Below are 23,205 nucleotides of genomic sequence, written 5' to 3'. Positions count from 1 at the left end.
ATCTGACCTGATCTCGTATCCGGTCAGATGATCCGACTGCTGTGATTGCCGCGTCTTTCTCGAAAGCCGACGCTTTAGCGGCTGCTGCGCGCTGCGTAGGCGACCTGGCGGCTGCTGCGCTTGTGCCCATACCAGGAGGCCTCGCGCGCGCCGACATCCGCATGGACGATGCCGTTCGAATAGGAACCGACGCCGCCGGTGCTCGCGAGGGCCTTGGCGGCAGCGACCGCGCTGCGTGTAGAGGCGGCTAGTGGCCTGAAGTCGATCGCCTTTCCGCTATAATGCTGCGAGTTCCGGGCATGGCGACCGCCGCAGGTCGAGGTGATCTTGATCGGGCCGATCTTGGCGACCAACTCGCTGATCATCGCCAGGGTTTCCGGTTTGAGGCAGCCCAACCCCTTCACTTGCGGTTGGAAGGAAACCTTGCCGGCGGGGACATTGGCTTGGGCGGTCGCAGGGAGGCATACTGCAACGCATGCAGCCAAGATAAAATGACGCATAAAAGACTCAACAAGACTAGGGAGAATGGAAGGCTCAAGCCACCAAATTCTTGGTCTGGCTGACCAGTTCCATGTCCGAATAGTGTCCGTAGAAGGCCAAAAGATGGCTGGCCATGCCGATGGTCATCGTTACATCGATTGAGCATCATTATCAGTAGCCTTTCCAAGTCCGATGTTGTCTCAATAAAACGATGATAATTGGCTGAAAATACATTCTTGATCTGAGCGAGAGCGGCCGGTCGCAATTCCGATCATGGTCGAGACAGCCTCGGCCTCCGCGGCGCCCGGCGCGTCGCCGATAGTGACCACCCAAGCGCGCTTCGTTCCTGCTGAGATCCTGGATGGCGTGGATTTCGCCCAGTGTCGCCGCGCGCTGTGGGGGGCCTCGCAAGTGCGGGGGGCATCTCGCCCGGAGCGATTGGCAGAGCGCGTGCCAGCCCCTATGAGGGCGCCAGCTTCCTCCTGATAGGCATGTTCACATGGTCGATGTCGTCGATCCCCACGCGCCGGCCACTGCAGCGCTGATCGAGGCGCTGGGTTCCGCCGTGGTGCTGCTCGATGCGCAAGGGGTGGCGCAGGCACTGAGCCCAGCGATGCGCGCGCTCATTCCGGCGCTCGAACGCGGCCAGTCGCTCACGCTCGTCCTGCGCGACCCCGACCTGATCGACGCGATCGAGCAGGTTTCGCGCCGTGGAGGGCGCCGGGTCATCGAGTTGGTCGAGCGCGTGCCGGTCGAGCGCACATTCCGCATCCACATCGCAGCTTTGACCGGCGGCGTCTGGCGTAATCCCGTGGTGCTGACCTTCGAGGATCTGAGTGAGCTGCGCGTCACGGAACGCATGCGCGTCGATTTCGTGGCGAATGCCAGCCACGAACTGCGCACGCCGCTCGCCTCCCTTCTCGGCTTCGTCGAGACCCTGCAGGGACCGGCGCGCAACGATACCGGCGCGCGCGACCGCTTTCTCGCCATCATGCGCGAACAGGGTCTGCGCATGGCGCGGTTGGTCGACGATCTGCTTTCGCTCTCGCGCATCGAGCTGCGCGCCCATCTCGCGCCGGACACGCCTGTCGATCTCTCCGCGATTTCGCGCGAGATCGTCGACTCGCTCACCCTGATGGCACGCGAGCGCAAGGTGGCGTTGAAGCTCGAGACGCCGACCCAGCCGGTCCAAGTCGCGGGGGACCGCGACGAGTTGCTGCGGCTGATGGAGAACCTCGTCGAGAACGCCATCAAATATGGCCGTGAGGGCGGCGTGGTTGCAATCAATGTGGTCGAGGGCGCGAGCGAAGCCAGCGTCAGCGTTCGTGACGACGGGCCAGGCATCCCGCCCGAGCATCTGCCCCGCCTCACCGAACGCTTCTATCGTGTCGACACGGCCGCGAGCCGCGAGGCCGGCGGCACGGGCCTTGGTCTCGCCATCGTCAAGCACATCGTGTTACGCCATCGCGGCCGTCTCACCATCGAGAGCGAGTACGGCAAGGGCGCCCTCTTCAAGGCGATCCTGCCGCGCCTCGGCGCGATGATGCGGAGCCCGTCCTGACCAATGTGACGGCGAACGTGACGGTCTGTCATCTGTCTGTCACATGGAAGGTGTTCTAGCGGGGCTGCTAAAGACTGCGACCCAGACGAGGACTCCTCTAATGCGCAAAATTCTCATTCTCGCGGCTGCGACGATCGGCTTGGCCGGCGTTGCCCAGGCCGCCGACATTACCGGCGCGGGCGCGACCTTCCCTTTCCCGATCTACTCGAAATGGGCTGAAGCTTATAAGAAGGAGACCAATATCGGTCTCAACTATCAGTCGATCGGCTCAGGCGGCGGTATCCGGCAGATCAAGGCCAAGACGGTTGCGTTCGGCGCGACCGATGCCCCGCTCAAGGGCGAGGACCTGACCAAGGACGGCCTGATCCAGTTCCCGACCGTCATGGGTGGCGTCGTTCCGGCCGTCAACATTGCCGGCGTCGAGCCGGGCAAGCTGAAGCTCACCGGCGCGATCATCGCCGACATCTATCAGGGCACCATCAAGAAGTGGAACGATCCCAAGATCGTCGCCATCAATGCCGGCCTGACCCTGCCTGACGCCAACATCAACCCGGTCTATCGTTCGGACGGCTCGGGCACGACCTTCGTCTTCACCGACTATCTCTCGCGCGTTTCGCCGGACTGGAAGTCGAAGATCGGCACCAACACGGCCGTGCAGTGGCCGGTCGGCATCGGCGGCAAGGGCAATGAGGGCGTCTCGGCCTCCGTCAAGCAGGTCGCGAACTCGATCGGCTATGTCGAGTACGCCTATGCCAAGCAGAACAAACTGGCCCATGCGCTGGTCGAGAACGCCGACGGCCAGTTCCCGGCTCCGGACGACAAGTCCTTCCAGGCCGCTGCCGCCAATGCGAACTGGAACGAGGCTCCCGGCTTCGGCATCTCGTTGAACAACCAGAAGGGCGCCCAGGCCTGGCCGATCACCTCCGCCACCTTCCTGCTCGTCCATGCCAAGCCGGAGAAGCCCGAAGAGGTGCAGTCCGCGCTGAAATTCGTCGACTGGGCCTTCAAGAACGGCGACAAGCTCGCGCTCGATCTCGACTACGTGCCGCTCCCGGCCAACGTCAAGGATCAGGTCCGCGCCGCCTGGAAGGGCGCCACCGACCCGGCTGGCAAGCCGATCTTCTGATCCATGCTATGACGCGAGGCGGGTTGTTCCCGCCTCGCGTTCGACTTTGTGAGACCCGTTTCCTCGTGCTTCTTATGCGACCGGAGTAACCACGGATGGCTGCCGTGACAGACCAGATGGCCGCGCCCGGCGCGCCCGCCATTCGCCGCACTCCAAAGGGCACCTTCGACATTGTCTTCCGCAATGCCAGCCGGGCCGCCGCGCTCTTCGTGCTGGTGCTGCTCGCGGGCATCATCGCCTCGATGATCATCGGCGGCTGGCCCGCCTTCCGCGAATTCGGCCTTGGTTTCATCACGTCCAGCGTCTGGGACACCCAGAACGAGCAGTATGGCGCCTGGCCTGCCATCGTAGGCACCTTGTCGACCGCGCTGATCGCGCTGGTCCTTGGCGTGCCGCTCTCGCTCGGCATCGCCGTCTACCTCACCCAGCTCGCGCCGCCCTGGTTCAAGCGCCCGGTCTCGACGACGATCGAGCTGCTCGCCGCCGTGCCCTCGATCATTTACGGCATGTGGGGTCTCTTCGTTTTCGTGCCGCTCTTCGCGGCCTATGTGCAGATCCCGGTCTCGAACATCGTCGAAGGCATTCCGCTGGTCGGCACCGTGCTGTATTCGCGCTCGCCCTCGGGGCTCGGCATCCTGACGGCCGGCATCATCCTCGCCTTCATGATCATCCCCTTCATCGCCTCGATCACCCGCGACATGCTGGAGCAGATCCCGTCCGTGCTGCGTGAGAGCGCCTATGGCATCGGCGCCACGACCTGGGAGGTCGTGCGCCATGTGCTGGTGCCGCAGGCCGGCGTCTCGATCATCGGCGCGATCATGCTCGGTCTTGGCCGCGCGCTTGGCGAGACCATGGCGGTGACCTTCGTCGTCGGCAATGCCAACCGGCTTTCGGCCTCGATCATGGACCCCGGCTCGACCATTGCCTCGCGCATCGCCAACGAATTCAACGAGGCGATGGGCCTGCAGCTCAACGCGCTGATCGCGCTCGGCTGCATCCTCTTCTTCGTCACCTTCGTCGTCCTCGTGATCGCGCGTATCCTTGTCGCGCGCGTCAAGTCCTTCTGAGCGGAGCCTGGCCATGAACAGCGCCGTCACCCCGCCCGCAACGACGCCTCATCAGGTCTGGGGCCGCGTCCGCCCCGCGCGCCGCACCGCGGATCGGGCGATGAAGATCATCGCCACCAGCTTCACCCTTCTCGCCATCTTCGTGCTGTTCTGGATTCTCGGCATGCTGCTCGTGAAGGGGATCGGCGGGCTCTCCGTCGCGACCTTCACCCAGGTGACGCCCGGTCCCGGCAGCGAGGGGGGCGGCCTTGCCAACGCCATTGTCGGCTCGATCGTGCTGACCTTCCTCGGCATCGCCGTGGCGACGCCGGTGGGCGTGCTCGCCGGCACCTACCTTGCCGAATACGGCAAGGGCTCCAAGCTCGCGGACCTGATCCGTTTCATCAACGACATCCTGCTCTCGGCGCCGTCGATCCTGATCGGCCTCTTCGTCTACGTCATCCTGGTCGAGCCATTCCGCGGCTATTCCGGCTGGGCCGGCGGCGTGGCGCTGGGCATCATCGCGATCCCGGTGATCGTGCGCACCACCGAGGACATGCTGCGCCTCGTGCCGAGCTCGTTGCGTGAAGCCGGTGCTGCGCTCGGCGCCCCGCCTTCGGTCGTCATCACCAGCGTGACCTGGCGGGCGGCGAAATCCGGCATGGTCACCGGTATCCTGCTGGCCCTGGCGCGCATCGCCGGCGAGACGGCGCCGCTGATCTTCACTGCGCTGAACAACAATTTCTGGTTCTCGCCCAGCCTCGTCGGCGGCGTCTCCAACCTGCCGGTGACGATCTACCAGTTCGCCTCCGCCCCCTATGAGAACTGGCAGCAACTCGCCTGGGCCGGTTCGCTGATCATCACCGTCTCGATCCTGTGCCTCTCGCTTATCGCCCGCCGTATCGTGCGGGGCGGCAAATGAACGGCCTTAAACCCTCGTCGCGTTCGATCTGAAGGAACAAGTCGATGCTTTCGACGCTGGAACTGAGCCCGCAAGCGCTTGATGCCGAGGCCCCCGTCCGGATCGCGGTCAAGAACCTCGATTTCTACTACGGCGAGCACAAGGCGCTGAAGAACATCAATCTCGACTTCCGGGACCGCCATGTCACGGCCCTGATCGGACCGTCGGGCTGCGGCAAGTCGACCCTGCTGCGCATTTTCAACCGGATCTACTCGCTTTATCCCGAGCAGCGCGCCACCGGCGAGATCCTGCTCGACGGCCGCAACGTCATCAGCAACGATATCGATGTGAACGAGCTGCGCTCGCGCGTCGGCATGGTGTTCCAGAAGCCGACGCCCTTCCCGATGTCGATCTACGACAATGTCGCATTCGGCATCCGCCTCTACGAGAAGCCACCGAAATCCGAGCTCGATGACCGCGTCGAGGGTGCGCTGCGCCGTTCCGCGCTCTGGGACGAGGTCAAGGACAAGCTGAAGACCTCCGGCATGGGCCTGTCCGGCGGCCAGCAGCAGCGCCTCTGCATTGCGCGGACCATTGCCCAGAAGCCGGAAGTCATCCTGTTCGACGAGCCGACCTCGGCGCTCGATCCGATCTCGACCGGCAAGATCGAGGACCTGCTCGAGCAGCTCAAGACCGACTTCACCATCGTCATCGTCACCCACAACATGCAGCAGGCGGCGCGTATCTCGCAGTACACCGCCTTCATGTATCTCGGTGAGGTGATCGAATTCGACGCCACCAACACCATCTTCATGAACCCGCACAAGAAGCAGACGCAGGACTACGTCACCGGCCGCTTCGGCTGAACCGGCGCCCAGCCTTCCAACTGCTTTGCCGACAAAGGATACGCCGCGATGACTGATCACATCGTCCGCTCATATGATGCCGATCTCGAGGGGATCCGCCGCAGCCTGGCCGAGATGGGGGGCATGTCGGAGCGCATGCTCGGCGATTCGACAGTCGCCCTGGTGCGCCGCGACACCGGGCTGGCACAGAAGGTCATCAGCGCCGACCAGCGCCTCGACAATCTGCAGCGCGAGGTAGAGGAGAAGGCGGTGCTCACCATCGCCCGGCGCCAGCCGCTCGCCAACGACCTGCGCGAGCTGATCTCCGCCATCCGCATCGCCGCCGATATCGAGCGTGTCGGCGATCTCGCCAAGAATATCGCCAAGCGCGCGGTCGCCATCTCCGGCCAGTTCCAGCCGCCGTCGCGCGCGGTCGTCGGCCTCGAGCATATGAGCCGCCTGGTTCAGGCCCAGCTCAAGGACGTGCTCGACGCTTACGCCGTCAGCAACGAGCAGAAGGCCATGGAGGTCTGGCGCCGCGACGATGAGATCGACGCGCTCTATACCTCGCTCTTCCGCGAGCTGCTCACCTATATGATGGAAGACCCGCGCAACATCACCTTCTGCACGCATCTCCTGTTCTGCGCCAAGAATGTCGAGCGCATCGGCGACCACACCACCAACATCGCCGAGACGATCCACTATCTCGTCACGGGCGAAGCCTTGGACGCAGCCCGCCCGAAGCTCGACACGACCAATATCCTTCTGGACGCCGCCACCGGTGAGTGACCGGCGCCCGACACCTTTGGGACCGAGTGAGACATGCCTGCACGCATCCTGATCGTTGAGGACGAAGAGCCGCTGACCCTGTTGCTGCGCTACAATCTCGAAGCCGAGGGCTTCGAGGTCGACAGCGTCGCGCGTGGCGACGATGCCGAGCTGCATCTGCGCGATCATACGCCGGACCTCGTGCTGCTCGACTGGATGCTGCCGGGCCTTTCCGGCATCGAGCTCTGCCGGAGGCTGCGGACCCGTCGCGATACCGAGCGGGTGCCGATCATCATGCTCACCGCCCGCGGCGAGGAAACCGAGCGTGTGCGCGGCCTCGCCACCGGGGCCGACGACTATGTCGTCAAGCCGTTCTCGCTGCCCGAGCTGATCGCCCGCATCCAGGCGTTGCTACGCCGCGCCAAGCCGGGTCATGTCGCCGGCCTGTTGGCCGCCGGCGATCTCGAACTCGACCGCACCACCCGCCGTGTCCGCCGCTCAGGCAGCGAGCTGCATCTCGGCCCGACCGAGTTCCGCCTGCTCGAATTCCTGATGCAGGCGCCGGGGCGGGTCTATTCCCGGGCCCAGCTGCTCGACGCGGTCTGGGGCCGCGACGTCTATATCGACGAGCGCACCGTCGACGTCCATGTCGGCCGGCTGCGCAAGGCGATCACTCCTGACAACGCCAAGGACCCGCTGCGGACCGTGCGCGGTGCCGGCTATGCCTTCGACGAGACCTTTGCGCGGAGCTGAGACTTGGATCATCGGGGACTTGGATCATCGGGCCGGATATCGAATCCGCCCGACGATCTAACCGTCTATGGTTGCATCGGCCTTCCCGAAAACCGCAATCCACCTTTCGGGCCGATACCCTAGCGCGGCCCTGCGATAATAATCGCCGCGCCGGCGAGGCAGATCAGCCCACCGATAATGTCCCAGCGGTCGGGGCGAAAGCCTTCCACGGCCCAGAGTAGACGCCGCCATAGGCGGCATAGGCCCGTCCGGCGGCTTCGCTCTCCGCCAGCGTCAGCAGCCAGGCGAACAGGGCGAGCGAAAACAGTCCGGGTACGAGCCACCAGATGGGCTTGTCGAGCCGGAGCCAGCCCCAGAACGCGAAACAGCCGGCGATTTCGAGAATGGCTGCGCCGAAATAGGCGGCGATGGTCGGCATGGTTCGTCCCTGTCGATGGCCTTCGGGGCGGGATTACCCTTGACCGCAGGGCGCGCTGACGGCAAGCCGGACCGATGCCCACACATCACGTCGCCATTATTGGAGCAGGGCCCTCCGGGCTGATCGCGGCCGAGCGCCTTGCGGCAGCCGGGGACACCGTCACGATCTACGATCGCATGCCCTCGCCGGCCCGCAAATTCCTGCTGGCCGGGCGCGGCGGATTGAACCTTACCCATTCCGAACCGCTCGACAGGTTCCTGCCCCGCTATCGCGATGCGCAAGCCTGGCTGGAGCCGGCCATTCGCGCCTTCCCGCCACAATCCCTGCGCGACTGGGCCGATGCGCTCGGGCAGGACACGTTCGTCGGCAGCAGCGGCCGCGTCTTCCCGCGCGCCATGAAGGCCTCGCCCCTGCTGCGGGCATGGCTGCGCCGGCTCGATGGTCTCGGCGTCGCCTTCGCGCCTGGGCAGCGCTGGACCGGCTGGAGCGAAGCGGGAGCTCTGACGTTCCGGAGCCGCGATGGCGCCGATGTCGAGGCGCGGCCCGACGCGACGCTGCTCGCGCTCGGCGGTGCGAGCTGGCCACGGCTGGGTTCGGATGGTGGCTGGGCACCCTTGTTGGCGGCGCGCGGCGTTGCGATCGCGCCGCTGCGCCCGGCCAATGGCGGTTTCACGGTCGATTGGTCCCAGACCATGCGAGAGCGTTTTGCCGGAGTACCGTTGAAGCGCATCGTCCTGAGCTTCGGCGGCCAATCCGTGCCCGGCGAGGCGATGATCGATGCGACGGGTCTGGAAGGCGGCGCGGTCTATGCACTCTCTGCCCCGATTCGCGAGACGATCCTGCGCGAGGGCAGGGCGGTCATCACCATCGATCTGCGGCCCGATCACGAGGCGGCACTGCTGGTCCAGCGCCTCGCGCATCGTCGCAAGGGCGTGACGCTGAGCAATCATCTGCGCAAGGCTGCAGGTCTTGCTCCATCCGCGATTGCGCTGCTGCGCGAAGCGGCGAAGGGGCCACTCCCCGAAGACGCGGAGAGGCTGGCCGCACTGATCAAGGCCGCGCCTCTGGTGCTCACCGGTCTCAGACCGATCGAGCGGGCGATCTCCACCGCCGGTGGCGTCGCCGCGGCCGAGGTCGAGGAAGGCTTCATGCTGAAACGCTTGCCCGGTACCTTTGTCGCAGGCGAGATGCTGGATTGGGAGGCGCCGACCGGCGGCTATCTGCTGCAGGCCTGTTTCGCGACCGGAGTCGCAGCTGCAGCAGGGATTCAGGCCTGGCTCGCGGATAGCTGAACGATCGCCTCAGGAGATCGCGATGATCTCGACCGCCTCAGTGCCGATGCTGACGCTCTCGCCAATGCCCTTGCCCATCAGCGCGCTCGCCAACGGCGCGACATAGGGCAGCGTTCCGTGTGCCGGATCGGCCTCGTCCTCGCCGACCAGCCGCCAGTTCTGCTCGCGCCCATCGGCCCGGCGGATCGTCACTGTCGAGCCGAAGCGGACGATGTCGTGCCTTTCCTGCGCAGGGGCCAGCTTGGCGCTGGCGCGCCGCGCCGCCCAGTAGCGGAACTCGCGCCGCGTCTGAGCGATCTCGGTGCGGTCGCCTCCGGCCAGCGCCGCCGCGTGTTCGTCATGCCAGCGCGCCAGCTGGGCCTCGATCTGTGCGAGCCCCTCAGGCGTCACGAGGTTCGGGTGAGGCGAGACTGGCCGGTCCGGCAGCTCGTCCAGGGTCCCTCTTTCCTCTGCTTCCTTGACGAAGGCGCGAGTCATTCTGGCCTCCTCCTATTGATCTCGGCACATCCGGCGAACCGGACCACAGCTTTCAGTGTTACGTCCTCACGACTGCTTGCGATGCAGCGCCAACCCGATGCTGGACTCTGAAGCGGCGATCACTTGGAGATGGGGATCAGGCACTGCCGAAGACAAGACCCGAACAGTCTACACCCCCGTGTCCGGCCGCACCATCAAGAGCAGAGCCATCGCGCGCTGCCCCTGGCCCCCGATCACGAGCGCAGTCCCGTTCCCAAGGGGGCAGCCGATGCCGGAAGAGCGCCGCGCTTGCGTCGGCCGTCCGTCGCGGCCACCTTGATCCTGAGTTGCGAGACCCGACGGCGATCGTTGCGCGCGCAGGCTTCGATTGACTGACGTATAGCCCAATGATTATGAATGCAGATCAATAGCCAGAGAGTTATGCGTTGTGATCCGTGCAGACACACCGTGCTCTCCAAGACGTTTACCGGCCGGCCCAGCCTCTTCGAGAGGTTGCGCTGCGATCTCGAGCAGACGGTTGGCCCGATCCCAGAAGCGAGAGTTCCGGAGAGAAGGGAAGATCATGAGCCAGAGCGAGTCCCAGAACGAAAACTCCCCGTCTCGGATGATCGACGAGCGGATCACCGAGCTGGGCGACTGGCGAGGCAAGATGCTCTCCCAGCTCCGCGTATGGATCAGGCAAGCCGATCCTGAGGTGGTAGAGGAGTGGAAATGGCGAGGGGTTCCGGTGTGGTCCCACGACGGATTGATCTGCACTGGGGAGACCTACAAGAGCGTCGTCAAAATGACCTTTGCCAAGGGGGCCTCACTCGACGACCCATCGGGCCTCTTCAATTCCAGTCTGGATGGCAACACCAGGCGGGCCATCGACATCCACGAGGGTGAGACGATTGACGAAGGGGCATTGAAGGCTCTCATTCGCGCAGCCGTGACCCTCAACATGTCCGGCGGCTGCGGCAAGACCAAGTCCCGCGGATAAGCCTCGCTCCGTCTCGATATGCGCCGGCGCGCGATGAAAGCCGGACTTGCATCGCGCCCACCCCCGGGACCGCTTCAATCCGGCTTCTCCTGCCACGGTGTACTCCTGTCACCTGCTGTCAGTTATCCGCCTGCTGCGACGGCGTACCCCTCGCGCTCCGCCCGGTTTCGCCCCATATTGCCGCCATGCCGAAAAGCTCCGACACGACCGCCAAGGCTAAGCCTGCAAAAAAGCCCGCCTCCGCGCGCACGCCGAACTCCAAGGCCACCAAGCCCGAGTTGAAGCCGCTCGAGGGCTATCTCGCCGATCTGCTCAATCCCGCGATCAACCGCGGCAGGGCGGTCCCGGGCGGCGCCTCCGGTTTCAGCGACCAGCCGCAGGCCGGTTATGGCGAGCCGCGCCCCGGCGACACCAAGCTGAAGAAAAAGCCGAAGAAAGGCGACGCGGCCTCTGCCTTCGGCGAGGCCGAGGGCGAGACCGCTGCCTCCGTCACCGCGCATTCGCTGCAGCACCTGCTCGAGTCCGGCAGCCCCTTCATCGATCCCGGCAAGCCCTGGACGCCGCATCGCCCGGCCCGCCCGGACAAGTCCGAGGGCGGCATCGCCTTCCGCATGCAGTCGGATTTCGAGCCGGCTGGTGACCAGCCGACCGCGATCGCCGATCTCGTCGACGGCGTCGCACGGCAGGAGCGCGACCAGGTCCTGCTCGGCGTTACCGGCTCCGGCAAGACCTTCACGATGGCCAAGGTGATCGAGGAGACGCAGCGCCCGGCTCTGATCCTCGCCCCGAACAAGACGCTGGCCGCACAGCTCTACGGTGAATTCAAGAGTTTCTTCCCCGACAACGCGGTGGAGTACTTCGTCTCCTACTACGACTACTATCAGCCGGAGGCCTACGTCCCGCGTTCGGACACGTTTATCGAGAAGGAATCCTCGATCAACGAGCAGATCGACCGCATGCGCCACTCGGCCACGCGCTCGCTGCTGGAGCGCGACGACGTCATCATCGTCGCCAGCGTCTCCTGCATCTACGGCATCGGCTCGGTCGAGACCTATACGGCGATGACCTTCGCCATCAAACTCGGCGAGCGCATCGAGCAGCGTCAGCTCATCGCCGATCTCGTCGCCCTGCAATACAAGCGCACGCTTGGCGATTTCGCCCGCGGCACCTTTCGCGTGCGTGGCGATGTCATCGAGCTGTTCCCGGCCCACTATGAGGACCGCGCCTGGCGCATCGGCCTGTTCGGCGACGAGGTCGAAAGCATCTCGGAATTCGATCCGCTCACCGGTCAAAAGACGGCCGACCTCGAATTCGTGAAAGTCTACGGCAATTCGCACTACACCACGCCGCGCCCGACGCTGACCCAGGCTGTCAAGTCGATCAAGGAGGAGCTCAAGGCCCGCCTTGAGGAACTCAATCGCATGGGGCGCTATCTCGAAGCGCAGCGGCTCGACCAGCGTTGCACCTTCGACATAGAGATGATCGAGTCGACCGGTTCGTGCAACGGCATCGAGAACTATTCGCGCTATCTCACCGGCCGAAAGCCGGGCGAGCCGCCGCCGACCCTGTTCGAGTACCTGCCCGACAATGCGCTGGTCTTCACCGATGAGAGCCACGTCACCGTGCCGCAGATCGGCGGCATGTACCGGGGCGACTTCCGCCGCAAGGCGACATTGGCCGAATACGGCTTCCGCCTGCCGTCCTGCATGGATAACCGGCCGCTGCGCTTCGAGGAATGGGACGCGATGCGCCCGCAATCGGTGCATGTCTCGGCGACGCCCGGCGGCTGGGAGATGGACCGCACCGGCGGTGTCTTCACCGAGCAGGTCATCCGTCCAACCGGGCTGATCGACCCTCCGGTCGAGGTCCGCCCCGCCAAGCACCAGGTTGCCGACCTGCTCGACGAGATCAAGGAGGTCACCGAGAAGGGCTACCGCAGCCTCGTCACCGTGCTGACCAAGCGCATGGCCGAGGACCTGACCGAGTACCTCCACGAGAACGGCGTGCGCGTGCGCTACATGCATTCCGACATCGACACGATCGAGCGCATCGAGATTCTGCGCGATCTCCGCCTCGGCGCTTTCGACGTGCTGGTCGGCATCAATCTGCTGCGCGAGGGCCTGGACATCCCGGAATGCGGCTTCGTCGCCATTCTCGACGCCGACAAGGAAGGCTTTCTGCGCTCCGAGACTTCCTTGATCCAGACCATCGGCCGCGCCGCCCGCAATGTCGACGGCAAGGTCATCCTCTATGCCGACCACATCACAGGCTCGATGGAGCGCGCGATGGCGGAGACCAATCGCCGCCGCGAGAAGCAGGAGGCCTATAACCTCGCGAATGGCATCACGCCGCAGACGATCAAGCGCGCCATCGGCGACATCCTCGGCTCGGTCTACGAGCGCGACCATGTCACGGTCGACAAGGGTTTGGTCGATGCGCCGATCGCCGGGCACAACCTCAAGGCCGCCTTGGCCGATCTCGAGAAGCGCATGCGCGAGGCTGCCGCCGATCTCGAATTCGAGACGGCCGCCCGGTTGCGCGACGAGATCAAGCGCCTGCAGGCGACCGAACTCGCCATCTCCGATGACCCGCTCGCCCGCCAGAGCGATGTCGAGGCCTCGGCTGGCAAGTACAAGGGGGAGCGCAGCTACGGCGCGTCGGCGAACCTGCCGACACGGGCGCGCAAACCCACCGATGAGGACATGGGCCCGCATAACTGGGGCGGCGGCGAAGCCAAACCGGTCTCGCGTCCGCGCAAGCCGAACTTGGACGAGATGGGTCCGGTTCCGGAATCGCGGCCGAAGGGCGCGGGGGAACAGGCCAAGCGACGCGGCCGGCGATAGCTGCCCGTAGTGGCTCTGCCCGAGTCCAGCATCTGCCGTTCCCTGCTCCGGGCGCGCCAGCGCCACGGCCAAAGGGCTGCAAGACCTACCGCCCGAATGCTCTTCGACCTTGGTCCGTAGTTCCACGATTGCACCGCCGGTATCCTTTCGAATGAATGGTGCTCAAGGGGGGATGGCCATGGGACAGGCATTCGAGATTGCCGATGGTAAGGCCACCATCTCCCGACGTGCCGCCCTCAGGGGCGCCGCATTCCTGGCCGGGGCGCTGGTCGCTCCAGCATCGGCTCAGGTGCTCGATCTGCCGCGACAGAAGGTCGAGTTCGTCGCACCGCCCTTCGTTCATCCTCACGAGCAGGCGACCAAGCTGGGCCCAAGGATCATGGAGTTCAGGCTCTGGGTCGAGGAGAAGAAGATCGTTATCGACGAAGAGGGCACCACGTTGCAGGCCATGACCTTCAACGGGTCGATCCCTGGGCCGCTTTTTGTCGTGCACGAGGGTGATTATGTCGAGGTGACGCTTGCCAATCCCGACACCAACTCGATGGCGCACAATATCGACTTCCATGCTGCTGCGGGCGCATCAGGCGGTGCCGATCTGACCTTGATCAACCCCGGGGAGCAGACCGTGCTGCGCTGGAAGGCCACCCGGACGGGTGTGTTCGCTTATCACTGCATCCCAGGTGCCATGACCCCCTGGCATATCACCTCGGGCATGAGCGGCGCCGTGATGGTGCTGCCGCGGGACGGCCTCAAGGATGCGGCCGGACGGCCGCTTCACTACGATCGCGTCTACTACATCGGCGAGCATGATTATTACGTTCCGCGCGACGAGAAGGGCAAATTCAAGCACTACGACACGCATGGCGACGCCTACATGGACACGATGGAGGTCATGCGAAAGCTGGTGCCAAGTCACGTCGTGTTCAACGGCGCGGTCGGAGCCCTGACGGGCAAGAACGCGATGCCCGCAAAGGTCGGTGAGAACGTGCTGATCGTGCATTCCCAGGCAAGCCGCGACACACGTCCACATCTGGTCGGCGGGTTCGGAGACTATGTCTGGGAGACCGGCAAGTTCTCGAATCCTCCCGAGACCAATCTCGAAACCTGGTTCATTCGGGGCGGATCCGCGGGCGCGGCGCTCACCAAATTCCTTCAGCCCGGCATTGTCGGATACGTGAACCACAACATGATCGAGGCCTTCGAACTTGGTGCGACAGCCCATTTCAGGGTCGAGGGTCAATGGAATGATGACCTGATGACCCAGGTAAAGGCGCCCGAACCGATTGTGAGCAACGTCGCGCATAAATGATCTGACCATCACCCGCCTAGGGCCGTCGGACGGCCGCCTCGGGAGGCATCATGCTGTCCGCGTTCAAACTCATGGCCCTGGCCAGCGCGGCGCTGGCGCCCATCGCGATCTCGGCCCTTGCGCCGGGATATGGCACCGGATCGGCGACAGCACGTGCGCCGTTCCCGGAGCTCGTGGAACTGCGGTCCGGTACATTCCGTTACCGTGCCAGCGGCGAGTTCTTGCGGGACGGGAAGCCGATCATCGCGCCGATTGTGGCGGTTGCTGTCGACAGGCCGCTGGCTGTGATGAAAAATCAGGTCACGGTCGCGGATTATCTGCGCTGCGTCAAAGCCCGAGCGTGCCCGATGGCGGGCACCGACGCTGCTGCCGTTGACCGTCCCGTCGTCGGAGTGAGCTGGCGGGATACTCAGGCCTATGCGTCCTGGTTGTCACGCGAGACGGGGGCGACGTTCCGGCTACCGACGGACGGCGAGTGGGCCTATGCAGCCGCGAGCCGATTCCACGACGACGCCCTGCCGGAAAACCTCAGTGGCGGCGACCCCGGCCAGCGAGCGCTTGCGATCTATGACAGGGACGCGAGCCGCGTGACGACAGTCGCAAAGGCGCCACAACCGATTGGAAGTTTCGGCGCGAACGAGAATGGCCTTCTCGATTTGGCCGGCAATGTCTGGGAATGGACCGACACCTGTTTTCAGCGCATCGCCGTCGCTGCTACGGGGGCAAGGACGGCTGTCCTGGCCAATTGCGGGGTTCGCGTCGTTGAGGGCCGCCATCGGGCCTACATGGCGGATTTCGTTCGCGATGCGCGCGCCGGCGGCTGCGCATCCGGCACGCCTCCGAGCAATCTCGGCTTCCGGCTCGTACGTGACGACGTTTCCCGGCCCGGATGGAGCTTTGTCTTGGGGCTGGTCCAGCTGGTCGCGAGATAGGCGACGCTCAAGGAGACGCCCTAAGCGCCGGCCGGACCAGGGATCCGATCGTCGATGCGGCCGATCAGGCACCATGCCGCGCTGACCTCGACATAGGTGGATCGGCGGCACCGCGACAGTGCGGAGGCGGCGCTCGCTGCTGTCAGTTCAGCGGGGCGAGCTTGATCGCGCAGCCATAGGCCTTGGTTGTGGCTTCTGAGATCGGTTTGCCGGCCTTCATTTCGGCGACTGCCTGGCGCACATAGCTCTTGGCGCCGTTCAGGCTGGCGGCGCTGGCCGAGGGCTTGTCGTCGATCGCGCCCGCATAGACCAGCGTGCCCTTGCCATCGATGATGTACAGATGCGGCGTGGTCTGCGCGCGATAGGCGCGGCCCATGGTGCCCTTGGGGTCGAGCAACAGGTCGCTGGGGGCGGCGTTGCGCGAGGCGGTCAGCCCCTTGGCCTGGGCGGCCGTGACATAGCCCTGCTCACCCGGCGGTGAGGAGACGACGCTCAGCCAGACGATGCCTTCCTTCGTCATATCGCGCTGCAGGCTCTGCATGGTGCCGCTGTTGTAGTGTTTGCGGACATAGGGGCAGTCGTGATTGGTCCATTCCAGGATCACGGTCTTGCCCGCGAATTCCGGGAGCGACCGGGTCCGGCCGTCGACATCGAGCGCCGAGAAGGCGGGGGCCGGCGCACCGATCCGCGGGCCGCTCTGCGCGAGCGCCGGGGCCGCTGCGAGGGTGAGGCCCGCAAGGACCAAGCCTGCGATGAACCTCTGACGTGTCACAGCTGTCATGTCTGCCTCCGTCTTCCCAGGATCAGGGTCGGTTCTGCGCGGTCCTCGCCTCTTTGCCGGCGGCACGGCCGGCGGCCTCGACCAGCATGTCGGTCGTCAGGAGTTGCGGCAGGATTTCGGGCGGCGCGCCCTTCGTGCCGGGATAGAACAGGTAGAGCGGCACGCCGGCCCGGCCGTGCTCGGCAAGTGCGGCTGCGATGGTGGCATTGCGGTTGGTCCAGTCGGCCTTGAGATAGGCGACGTTCAGCTTGGCAAAGGTGTCCTTGACCTCCTGCCGGACCAGCGCGACCCGCTCATTGGCAAGGCAGGTGATGCACCAGGCCGCGGTGAAGTTGACGAAAACGGGACGCCCTTCCGCTTGCAGCGCGGCGACGCGCTCGGGAGACCAGGGCTCGATGTCGCCGGCCCGTGCTGCGTCCGTCGCGCTTGGAACGGCACTCTGCAGCACGAAGGCCCCGGCGCTGACGGCGACGAACAGGGCGAGAGCCGACAGGGCGACTCGGGTCCGCCCGCCAGCACTGCGGCCGAGGCCGAGCAGCCAGACGAGGAAGCCGGCGGCGAGGATCGCAGCCAGAGCGGCAAGCACGCCGCCGGGGCCGGCCTGGACGGAGGCGACCCAGACCAGCCAGGTCGCAGTCGCGAACATCGGGAAGGCAAAGGCCTGCTTGAGGATGACCATCCAGCGGCCGGGCTTGGGCAGCAGACGCAGCCAGCCGGGAGCGAAGGACAGGAGGACCACCGGCGCGGCAAAGCCGAGCGCCAGCGCCAGGAAGACCGCAAGCGCGATCTGCGGCGGTTGCGTCACGGCATATCCCATCGCCGCGCCCATGAAGGGGGCGGTGCACGGCGTCGCGACGATGACGGCGAGCGCCCCGGTCATGAAGGCGCCCAAGCGTCCGCCGCTGGAGGCAAGCCCATGTCCGGCACCCTGGACGGAGCCGCCGATTTCGAATGCGCCGAGCAGGTTGAGGCCGATCAGCACCATGATGACCGCCAGCGCGATCACGACGGGCGGCGATTGCAGCTGGAACCCCCAGCCGATGCTGGTGCCGAGCGCTGCCAGCGCGATCACCGCGCCGGCAAGGATGATGAAGCTGGTAAGGACGCCGCAAAGGAAAAGCAGACCCTGCTCGCGCACCTCGGCGCGGCTCGCCTGCGCGGCCTGCGCGAAGCCGAGCGCCTTGATGAACAGCACCGGCAGCACGCAGGGCATCAGGTTGAGGATCAGGCCGCCGGCGAAGGCGAAGGCCAGTGCCGCCCAGAGCGTCAGGTTGCTTTCGGGCGCTGCGGCGACGCGCACCACGGCCGGGGCCTGGGCCGCTTGCGGCGCCGTGGTGGAATTGACCAGCGCAGGCTCGACATCGGCCATCAGGCTCAGCGCGCGCGGCACGCCGGCCTCGCGATAGGTGATGACCCCGCTGAGCTCGGTCTCGCCGACCTTGAACGAGCTGGAGCGGGCAAGTTGCAAGACCGTGCCGGCGGCAGTGTTCGTCGCGGTCTGCGGGGCTGCGTGCTCGATCAAGGTCTCGAGCAGCGGGAAGTAGCGCAGCTCCTCGACGGGCTGCCCGAGGCCCGGCAGCGCGAGGGCGAGCGCATCGCCGTCCTGGGTCAGCTTCGCCCGGAAATCGGCAGGTTGCGGCAGCGCGGCGCGGGCCGCATCGATCCGCGACTGTGCCGCCTCATCGGCGACCGGGGCCGGGCCGACCTTGAGGTCGAGCGTGAAGGAGCCTTCCTCGGGGATGCAGATTTTTTCGCAGACCAGCCAGGTCGCGTTCGCCTTGAGGGCAAGGCGCTCGCCCGGCTGTGCGCCTTCGGGAACGGTGATCTCCACCGGCAGCAGCACGGCATCGCCGAAGCCGAAATTGACGAGCGGCTCGACCGGGAGCGCCTTCGGCGCCGGCCATTGGATCGCACCGACGCTGAAGCCTGCGGGCAATGTCCACTCGATCCGCGTCGGTTCGCCGGAATCGCCGGGATTGGCCCAGTATGTGTGCCAGCCCTTGGCGATCTTCTGGCTGAGCGCGACCTGGAAGCGCTCGCCGGGCGCAACGACGTCGCGGCTGGAGAGCAGGGTCGCAGTGACGCGGGGGCTGGTGACCGCAGCAGATTCGGCGGCAAGGGCGGCGCCGGGCAGGAGCAGTGCGAGGATGAGAAGGCCCCGCCGCAGCAAGCCGTTTGTAATGCGCTCGACCATGTTTTCCGTCATCAAATCGTAAAGGCCTCAGCTCACCTGCCCCAGATTGGCGCTGCGCGCCAATGACAAGCCGGTGATAGCGCGTGAGCAGGGCCTTCTTCGGGCGTCAGGCGCAAGGATGCCCCGCGCTATGATGTCGCCCCGCGCACGGGAGCGTCACCATTCCGGACGAGCCGCGCAGCGCCGCCGTTCCGGACGCGATCATCGCTCCCGGCGCCCGGGAGGGTGTCCGAGGCTGCGCTGCGCGTCGGCTGGAATCACGACGTGGTGTGACCGGCGATCAGATCGCTGCGCCATCCGCGACGATATCGGCGCCAAGTCCGCGGCGCACGGCCCGCACGATCTCGGTCTCGGCGGCGGCCCCGCGGCGGCGCGGGCGCGGAGCGGCGATCCGATGCTCGGCGATGATCTGGCCGGGTGCGCCCGAGAGCACGACGACGCGGTCGGCGAGATAGGCAGCCTCGTCGATGTCGTGTGTGACGAAGAGCACGGTCTTGCCGGTGCTTTGCCAGACGCGGATCAGCTCGTCCTGCAGGGTTTCGCGCGTCAGTGCGTCCAGTGCCGAGAAGGGCTCGTCCATCAGCAGGATTTCCGGCTCGACCGCGAGCGCGCGCGCCAGCGAAACGCGTTGGCGCTGGCCGCCCGAGAGCTGGTGGGGCCAGCGCTGTGCGAGCTGACCGAGCCCCACGAGATCGAGCATCTCCTGAGCCTGCTTGAGCCGCGCAGGGCGCGAGGCCCGCCCCTCGAGCCCAAAGCCGACATTGGAGATCACCTTGCGCCAGGGCAGCAGGCGCGAATCCTGGAAGACCAGCGCGACCGGCCGGCGGGTCCGGTCCCTGGCATGGAAGATGACCTCGCCGCCGCTCGGTTTGGCGAGCCCGGCGATGACGCGCAGCAGGGTCGACTTGCCGACGCCGGATGGGCCGACAATGGCGAGGAATTCGCCGCGCGCGACCTGGAGGTCAAGCTTGTGCAGCACCTCGGTCGCTTCCCCGTCGCGGGTGAAGGTCAGCGACAGGGCCTTGATGTCGATCACGCTTTCCATCGCAGCACCCATCCCTGGAAAGCGACGAAGGCGGTGTCGAGCAGGCCGTAAAGCGCGGCCATGGTCAGCATGTAGATCACCACGATGTCGGTCGCGAGCAGGCTGGAGGCCTGCATCATGCGCTGCCCGACGCCGGCGACACCAAAGATCTCGGCGGCGACCACCGCCATCCAGGCCTGGCCAAGCGCGGTGCGGACGCCGACCAGAATGCCGGGCATTGCGGCCGGCAGCAGGATCTTGCTCAGACGCTGCCAGGCCGATCGGAAACCAAACGCATCCGCGACCTCGATCAGGTCACGATCGACGCCGCGGATCGCGCCCTGTGCCGCAAAGAAGACGATCCAGAACACGCCGATGGCGATGATGAAGACCGCCGCCGAGGGATTGACCCCGAACCAGATGATGGCGAAGGGCACCCAGGCGAGGCCGGGAATCGGCCGAAGCACGCGCACGACCCAGGCCGTGGCTTCGTCCGCGGTGCGCGACATGCCGACGAGCACGCCAGTGGCAATGCCGAGGCCGGCGCCGACGATGAGGCCCGTGAAATAATGGCCGAGCGAGCCGCCGATCGCCGACAACCACGCGCCCGAGGTCACTTCGCGCCAGAATGCCTTCGGCAAGGCAGACGGGCCAGGCAGGAAGGCTGGGTTCACCAGCCCGAAATGAGGGATCGCCTCCCAGAGCAGCAGGAAGGCGAGGAGGCCTGCAAAGGCGAGGGCCGGAGCCCTGAGCGAGGTCAAGATCAGCCGCCGGATTCTGTCAGAGGGTTTTGATGGCGCGCTCGTAATACTGGGTCTCGAACAGGCCGTCGAAAGGCAGTTCCTTCTCGAGCGAGCCGAGCTTGACCTGATAGGCCTGCATGGCACGCGACGGCTCGATGATGACGCGCGGATCGATCTGGAACTTGCTGGCGGGCGAGGTCAGCGCCTGTCGGATCAGGGCCGGGTCGACGATGCCCTTGCCAAGCGCGGCGCCGACATGCGGGGCAGCCTTGTCGGGGTCCTTGGCGATCAGAGCGGCGGCACGCACCAGGCTCGTCACCAGCTTCTGCACGGCGTCCGGATTCTTGGTCACGAAATCGCCTGATGCTGCGACCACGGTCCCGGGCTGGCCGGGGAACAGCTCCTCGCCGCCGGCAATCAGCTTGATGCCGGGATTGCGGGTCTGGATGATCGACAGCGCCGGCTCGCGCACGATCGCGCCCTCGACAGCTGCAGCGAGCACGGCCTGCTGTGTCGCGTCGATGCCCATGGGCACGACCTCGACATCGGCCTTGTCGGCCTTGGCGACCTCCCAGAGCCAATATTGCAGGGTGGTGTTGGGCACCGAGCCGGCGGGCTGGGTCGCAAGCCGGGCCGGTTTTCCGGTGGCGGCCCTATGCGCCTCGAAGGCCGCAGCCGGTGCGGTGCCGGACGTAAAGAACTTGGCGAGCGCGGGAGCTGCCACGAAGACGTTCTCGGCAATCGCAGTTGCGGCCACGACGCGAATGTCGACGCCGCGCGAGCGGGCGACGGCAAGTGGCGCGATACCCGCGACATAGAGGTCGATCGTGCCCGAGGCCAGGGCCTGGATCATGTTCGGACCGGATTCGAAAACCGTGAAGGCGGCATTGATGCCGGCCTCCTTGAGCCAGCCTTCGCCATTGGCAACGAAGACGGGCGCCGTGCCGATGACCGGGATGTAGCCGACACGGGCTGTCACGCCGCTCTGGGCCCATGCAGCGCCGGCAAGGGGAGTGCTCGCGAGAAGCGAAGAGCCGGCGAGCAGAAAATGGCGGCGATCCATCGATCCATCCTTCGTGAAAATCGGTCCGGCGAGAACGCCGGTTGACAGATTGAGAAAAGGATTTTCTATCTGAAAGCAAGATGCGGGCATCGAAAAGATGATTTTTCTCTAGATTCCCAATTCAATAGGAAATTAGTTCTCCAATTGATGGGCTGAGAGAATGGATGCGATCGACCGGAAAATCCTGACTGTCCTGCAAGGTGATGCGAACATCTCGATCGCCGAGCTGGCCGATCGCGTCGGCCTCTCGCAGACCCCCTGCTGGAAGCGGATTCAGCGGCTGGAGGCGACGGGCGTCATCACCAAGCGTGTCGCGCTGGTGGCGCCGGAGAAGATCGGACTCGGGCTCACGGTCTTCGTCCAGATCGAGACCGCCGACCATTCCGGTCCCTGGCTGGAAAAATTCGCGCAGATGGTCGCGTCGATGCCGGAGGTCATGGAGTTCTACCGGATGGCCGGCGATGTCGACTACATGCTGCGCGTGGTGGTTGCCGACATGGCGGCCTATGACGGGTTCTATAAGCGGCTGATCGAGACGATTCCGCTGAAGAACGTCACCTCCCGCTTCGCGATGGAACGGATCAAGGCGACCACGGCCTACAAGGTTCCGGACCTGCCGAAAGTGTAAGGGCCGGGCTTACTGGGTCGGAACGGCAACCGCCGGCGCGACCGGGCGGGCCACGGCCGGTCGCGCCGGCTTGGGCCGTTCGGGCTTGGGTTCGGGCAGGCCGAGGCGGGCACGGATTGCGGCAGCCTTGGCCTCTGTGATGCGCGCGGCGCAGAAACCGAGCGAGCCTTCGCGCTGGAAATCACGGCAGGTCAGCTCACGCTCGGAGGTGAACCCGGCCTGTTCCCGCGCGATGCTGCGCTGCGTGCTGAGATCGCCCTTGGCTGCAAGCGCGCGAAAGCCCTCGCGCACCGCGCGCTCCGCCCTGCCGCGTTCGGATTCGATCTCCTTGGCCCGCGCCGAGAGGGTGCGTGCATCAGGGCCCCAGAGGCCTCGCGGATCGATCCGGCAGGCGGCTGCCTCGATCACGCAGGGTTGCTCCGGCTCGACCACCAGAAAGGCGCCCTCCAGGACATCGAACACGATCGGGCAGGCCGAGGCCTCCAGCTTGTAGCGTGGCACACCGGCCGGCTTGCCGAGCGATGTCACCGGCAGCGGCGTATCGCCGAAGGAAATGGCACAGGGCTCGGTCAGGTTGCCGGGCTGGAAGCCGGCAGCGTTGAGCTTGAGGCCAAAGCCGGTCGGTGTCTTCTCGAAGACCGCTTCGCCGGCGCCGCCATTCTGCCGGAGCACGCGGCCGATGATCCCTTCCTCGGTCGGCAGCTTGATGGCCGGCATCGACGGGGTGTGCGGCTTGGCCGGTCCGCCCGTGCCGGGGGGCGCCGCCTGATGTGCGCCCGGCGGATTGAAGGGTTGCGCGCCCGGCAATTGCATCGGCTGAGCCTGGGCAAGCCCACCCGAACCGGCTGCAGCCAGCATCGCGAAGATCTTGAGGGCTATGCGGCCGGGTCTGGTCAGCATCGGGTGCCGTGAAATGGTAAACGCAATCTTCTGCATGAATTGGCGAGCGAACGCGTGCAAGAGCATTGGCGCAACACTGCTTGGCAATGATGCGGCCGCGACGTCTCCCCGCGTGACGCGCGCGGTTGCCGATTCTTAATCC

At 65.7% G+C, this 23,205-nt stretch carries 21 protein-coding genes and 1 pseudogene; 13 read left to right on the top strand and 9 right to left on the bottom strand.

Annotated features, from left to right (window positions below; translation table 11 throughout):
* Window positions 1-74: 74 nt before the first annotated feature.
* Window positions 75-365: a hypothetical protein gene (locus tag AC1DGP_RS14880; RefSeq protein ID WP_441490776.1), complete on the bottom strand. Its 291-nt coding sequence runs from the start codon at window positions 363-365 to the stop codon at window positions 75-77.
* 614 nt (window positions 366-979) lie between these two features.
* Between AC1DGP_RS14880 and AC1DGP_RS14875 the strand changes: the two genes are divergently transcribed.
* From AC1DGP_RS14875 to phoB, 7 genes are all read left to right on the top strand, one after another.
* Window positions 980-2,041 (top strand): ATP-binding protein, encoded by a 1,062-nt coding sequence (locus AC1DGP_RS14875; RefSeq protein WP_441490777.1) that lies wholly within the window; start codon window positions 980-982, stop codon window positions 2,039-2,041.
* A 100-nt stretch (window positions 2,042-2,141) separates the two neighbouring features.
* A complete protein-coding gene (gene pstS, locus AC1DGP_RS14870) occupies window positions 2,142-3,167 on the top strand; it encodes a phosphate ABC transporter substrate-binding protein PstS (RefSeq protein ID WP_441506370.1) in 1,026 nt (341 codons plus the stop codon).
* 95 nt (window positions 3,168-3,262) lie between these two features.
* The gene (gene pstC, locus AC1DGP_RS14865; protein WP_069878068.1) at window positions 3,263-4,234 is read left to right on the top strand and encodes a phosphate ABC transporter permease subunit PstC; all 972 of its coding nucleotides are present in this window, start codon (window positions 3,263-3,265) and stop codon (window positions 4,232-4,234) included.
* Between the two features lie 13 nt (window positions 4,235-4,247).
* Window positions 4,248-5,135 (top strand): phosphate ABC transporter permease PstA, encoded by an 888-nt coding sequence (gene pstA / locus AC1DGP_RS14860; RefSeq protein WP_441490779.1) that lies wholly within the window; start codon window positions 4,248-4,250, stop codon window positions 5,133-5,135.
* A gap of 44 nt (window positions 5,136-5,179) precedes the next feature.
* Entirely contained in the window at window positions 5,180-5,980 is an 801-nt protein-coding gene (pstB, locus tag AC1DGP_RS14855; protein ID WP_069878064.1) for a phosphate ABC transporter ATP-binding protein PstB, read from the top strand.
* 48 nt (window positions 5,981-6,028) lie between these two features.
* Window positions 6,029-6,748 carry a phosphate signaling complex protein PhoU gene (gene phoU / locus AC1DGP_RS14850; RefSeq protein ID WP_069878062.1) on the top strand — a complete coding sequence of 240 codons (720 nt, stop codon included), beginning with the start codon at window positions 6,029-6,031 and terminating at the stop codon, window positions 6,746-6,748.
* 33 nt (window positions 6,749-6,781) lie between these two features.
* Window positions 6,782-7,480, top strand: coding sequence for a phosphate regulon transcriptional regulator PhoB (gene phoB / locus AC1DGP_RS14845; protein ID WP_043235687.1), 699 nt, complete (start codon window positions 6,782-6,784; stop codon window positions 7,478-7,480).
* A gap of 119 nt (window positions 7,481-7,599) precedes the next feature.
* On the opposite strand, the pseudogene AC1DGP_RS14840 reads toward phoB, so the two are convergent.
* Window positions 7,600-7,898: pseudogene (locus AC1DGP_RS14840) on the bottom strand (YnfA family protein).
* A gap of 74 nt (window positions 7,899-7,972) precedes the next feature.
* On the opposite strand from AC1DGP_RS14840, the gene AC1DGP_RS14835 reads away from it, so the two are divergent.
* Window positions 7,973-9,190, top strand: a complete 1,218-nt coding sequence (locus AC1DGP_RS14835; RefSeq protein ID WP_441506368.1) for a TIGR03862 family flavoprotein — start codon at window positions 7,973-7,975, stop codon at window positions 9,188-9,190.
* 9 nt (window positions 9,191-9,199) lie between these two features.
* On the opposite strand, the gene greA is transcribed toward AC1DGP_RS14835, so the two are convergent.
* The gene (gene greA, locus AC1DGP_RS14830; RefSeq protein WP_441506367.1) at window positions 9,200-9,667 is read right to left on the bottom strand and encodes a transcription elongation factor GreA; all 468 of its coding nucleotides are present in this window, start codon (window positions 9,665-9,667) and stop codon (window positions 9,200-9,202) included.
* Between the two features lie 562 nt (window positions 9,668-10,229).
* On the opposite strand from greA, the gene AC1DGP_RS14825 reads away from it, so the two are divergent.
* The 4 genes from AC1DGP_RS14825 to AC1DGP_RS14810 all read left to right on the top strand — a co-directional run bounded on the left by AC1DGP_RS14825 (window position 10,230) and on the right by AC1DGP_RS14810 (window position 15,730).
* Window positions 10,230-10,646, top strand: coding sequence for a DUF1801 domain-containing protein (locus AC1DGP_RS14825; protein ID WP_441506366.1), 417 nt, complete (start codon window positions 10,230-10,232; stop codon window positions 10,644-10,646).
* Window positions 10,647-10,831: 185 nt separating this feature from the next.
* Window positions 10,832-13,489 carry an excinuclease ABC subunit UvrB gene (gene uvrB / locus AC1DGP_RS14820; RefSeq protein WP_441506365.1) on the top strand — a complete coding sequence of 886 codons (2,658 nt, stop codon included), beginning with the start codon at window positions 10,832-10,834 and terminating at the stop codon, window positions 13,487-13,489.
* A 178-nt stretch (window positions 13,490-13,667) separates the two neighbouring features.
* Complete coding sequence (gene nirK / locus AC1DGP_RS14815; RefSeq protein ID WP_441506364.1) at window positions 13,668-14,798, top strand: copper-containing nitrite reductase; 1,131 nt, start codon at window positions 13,668-13,670, stop codon at window positions 14,796-14,798.
* A 50-nt stretch (window positions 14,799-14,848) separates the two neighbouring features.
* Complete coding sequence (locus AC1DGP_RS14810) at window positions 14,849-15,730, top strand: formylglycine-generating enzyme family protein (protein ID WP_441506363.1); 882 nt, start codon at window positions 14,849-14,851, stop codon at window positions 15,728-15,730.
* Window positions 15,731-15,872: 142 nt separating this feature from the next.
* On the opposite strand, the gene AC1DGP_RS14805 is transcribed toward AC1DGP_RS14810, so the two are convergent.
* From AC1DGP_RS14805 to AC1DGP_RS14785, 5 genes are all read right to left on the bottom strand, one after another.
* Window positions 15,873-16,511, bottom strand: a complete 639-nt coding sequence (locus AC1DGP_RS14805; protein ID WP_441506362.1) for a redoxin domain-containing protein — start codon at window positions 16,509-16,511, stop codon at window positions 15,873-15,875.
* 22 nt (window positions 16,512-16,533) lie between these two features.
* Window positions 16,534-18,705, bottom strand: coding sequence for a protein-disulfide reductase DsbD family protein (locus AC1DGP_RS14800; protein ID WP_441506361.1), 2,172 nt, complete (start codon window positions 18,703-18,705; stop codon window positions 16,534-16,536).
* A 280-nt stretch (window positions 18,706-18,985) separates the two neighbouring features.
* Window positions 18,986-19,750: an ABC transporter ATP-binding protein gene (locus AC1DGP_RS14795; protein WP_441506360.1), complete on the bottom strand. Its 765-nt coding sequence runs from the start codon at window positions 19,748-19,750 to the stop codon at window positions 18,986-18,988.
* Window positions 19,738-20,490: an ABC transporter permease gene (locus tag AC1DGP_RS14790; protein WP_441506359.1), complete on the bottom strand. Its 753-nt coding sequence runs from the start codon at window positions 20,488-20,490 to the stop codon at window positions 19,738-19,740. The genes AC1DGP_RS14795 and AC1DGP_RS14790 overlap by 13 nt, the downstream gene beginning before the upstream one ends.
* A 19-nt stretch (window positions 20,491-20,509) precedes the next feature.
* On the bottom strand, window positions 20,510-21,535 hold the full coding sequence (locus AC1DGP_RS14785; RefSeq protein WP_476832250.1) for an ABC transporter substrate-binding protein: 1,026 nt from the start codon (window positions 21,533-21,535) through the stop codon (window positions 20,510-20,512).
* Window positions 21,536-21,695: 160 nt separating this feature from the next.
* On the opposite strand from AC1DGP_RS14785, the gene AC1DGP_RS14780 reads away from it, so the two are divergent.
* Window positions 21,696-22,163, top strand: coding sequence for an Lrp/AsnC family transcriptional regulator (locus AC1DGP_RS14780; protein ID WP_441490791.1), 468 nt, complete (start codon window positions 21,696-21,698; stop codon window positions 22,161-22,163).
* A gap of 9 nt (window positions 22,164-22,172) precedes the next feature.
* Here AC1DGP_RS14780 and AC1DGP_RS14775 read toward each other — a convergent pair whose 3' ends face one another.
* On the bottom strand, window positions 22,173-23,063 hold the full coding sequence (locus AC1DGP_RS14775) for a hypothetical protein (protein ID WP_441490792.1): 891 nt from the start codon (window positions 23,061-23,063) through the stop codon (window positions 22,173-22,175).
* Between the last annotated feature and the right edge of the window lie 142 nt (window positions 23,064-23,205).

It is taken from the genome of Allobosea sp. 05T433, from assembly GCF_056396065.1.
The sequence above is the reverse complement of the archived record's forward strand: the minus strand, read 5'-3'. Positions and strand labels throughout refer to the sequence as shown.